The sequence below is a fragment of the Ferroplasma sp. Type II genome (assembly GCF_000496155.1).
Window position 1 is genome coordinate 3,325 of the sequence record NZ_KI542812.1, and the last position, 1,718, is coordinate 5,042.

A 1,718-nucleotide genomic window follows, 5' to 3' on the forward strand; every position below is an offset into this window, starting at 1 on the left:
TGCCGACACCATCATTATTCAAAGAAACTACAAAATTCCCCAGATCTATAAGTGATGTGAATCCACCCAGTGGGTTTATTGTCCTGAAATCGGATCTCCTAAATTTTATCTGCCTCAGAAAATTGGAGACAAATTCTCCCTGTGATTTCCGGTCTATTATTTTCCTTTCCATGTATAACAATTACATTATTAAATAAAGGTTTATATATTTTTATAAATTAACTAATCGGCTTTAAACCACAATAGTTTCTGGAAGTTGTTTAATAGAGGCGTAATGTTTGCTAAATTATGGATTTTGGACTTAATGGAAAAGGAAAAATATTTTAAATAGATAAAGCATTACTCTTTAAGGTGACATTAGTGGTACAGAGAGAAGACGTGGATTTTGATCCAAAGCACATAGATGAAAATTTTCTGAGCGATGAGAAAAACTATCCTGTAACAGGAGAGGAAAATGGTCTGAAGGTGAGAGCAGGCGGAATGCAGAGAATGGATGACAACGGAAAACCATACCCGACAAAATTAGGGATCCATGGAACAACAGTTGCCGTTGATTGGGACGGGTGCATTGCCGATGGAGCATGCATGGATGTCTGCCCTGTAGATCTCTTCGAGTGGAAGTTGAATCCGGGAAATTCTGGAACTGGAAACGAGAAGAAGGTTGAAAAGGGAACACCGGAATGGGACCAGTACAGAACCGACAAATCAAACCCTGTAAGGGAATCTGAATGTATATTCTGCATGGCATGTGTCACAGCCTGCCCGTGGAGTGTAATAAAAGTAAACAACGAATAAATTATCTTTTAAAATTATTAGCTCATAAGAGCTTCATAGGCTCTTATTGCATCTTTTCTATTTACTATAATTATGGTTTCATTTGAACATGAGATTAACTGCAGAACGTTTATTTCGTAGGAAAAGAGCCTTTCGTTTATTTTCATGACAAAACCTGGTGTTTTTACTATTTCCATTGAGGAAAATATATGCAATGAACTCACATTCTTTTCTATAACAGCATTTTTAGGTAGATCCAATTTTTTATTCTTGGTTTCATCAATGATATATACTATTGAATCTGTAAGGTAAGTTGCAGAAAGAAAATTCAGGTTGTCAATTTTCTTATCAACTGTAATAACCATTATTTTATCCTGCAGTGTGATTTTACTTTCAGACAGGAGCCTGTCAATATGAACCGTATCTGCAGTGGAATTCTCCATAAACACCTTATTCAATGCCGATCTTATTGAAATAATGTTATAACCTTTCTCTTCCTGCGATATCCTTCTTGAAAGTTTGCTCACATTCAATATCCCCATTCTCATGGAAATTATGAGCTCGGGATTTTTTTTGATATAATCCCTTACCATAGTTTCCACATTCCCCCTGGCTATTCTTGACATAGTATGATATATGTAATTATAATATAATATTTTACATTAAAACATATTTTGTATTATTAATACTACTAATATACTAAATATTTATAAAAAATATCATATATGCAAAAAATATTATTTCCCCATGGATAAAGTCTTATTATTATATTCAGGCGGCCTTGACACCTCTGTCATGGTAAAATGGATTCAGAAGGAAATGAAAAAGGAAGTTGTTACCCTTACATTGAACATAGGGAACAGCAATTTAGATCAAATAAGGGAAAAGGCGTTGTCTCTTGGTGTTTCAGATGCCATAGTCATGGACGTAAAAAAGGAATTTGC

At 34.6% G+C, this 1,718-nt stretch carries 3 protein-coding genes; 2 read left to right on the top strand and 1 reads right to left on the bottom strand.

Annotated elements, in window-relative coordinates; all coding sequences use genetic code 11:
* The first annotated feature begins 360 nt into the window (after positions 1 to 360).
* On the top strand, positions 361 to 795 hold the full coding sequence (locus AMDU4_RS12855; RefSeq protein ID WP_021788366.1) for a ferredoxin family protein: 435 nt from the start codon (positions 361 to 363) through the stop codon (positions 793 to 795).
* 17 nt (positions 796 to 812) lie between these two features.
* Here AMDU4_RS12855 and AMDU4_RS12860 read toward each other — a convergent pair whose 3' ends face one another.
* Complete coding sequence (locus AMDU4_RS12860; RefSeq protein WP_021788367.1) at positions 813 to 1,400, bottom strand: hypothetical protein; 588 nt, start codon at positions 1,398 to 1,400, stop codon at positions 813 to 815.
* A 121-nt stretch (positions 1,401 to 1,521) separates the two neighbouring features.
* Here AMDU4_RS12860 and AMDU4_RS12865 point away from each other — a divergent pair.
* Positions 1,522 to 1,718, top strand: a 197-nt coding sequence (locus tag AMDU4_RS12865; RefSeq protein WP_021788368.1) for an argininosuccinate synthase domain-containing protein, incomplete at its 3' end; no start/stop codon positions are given.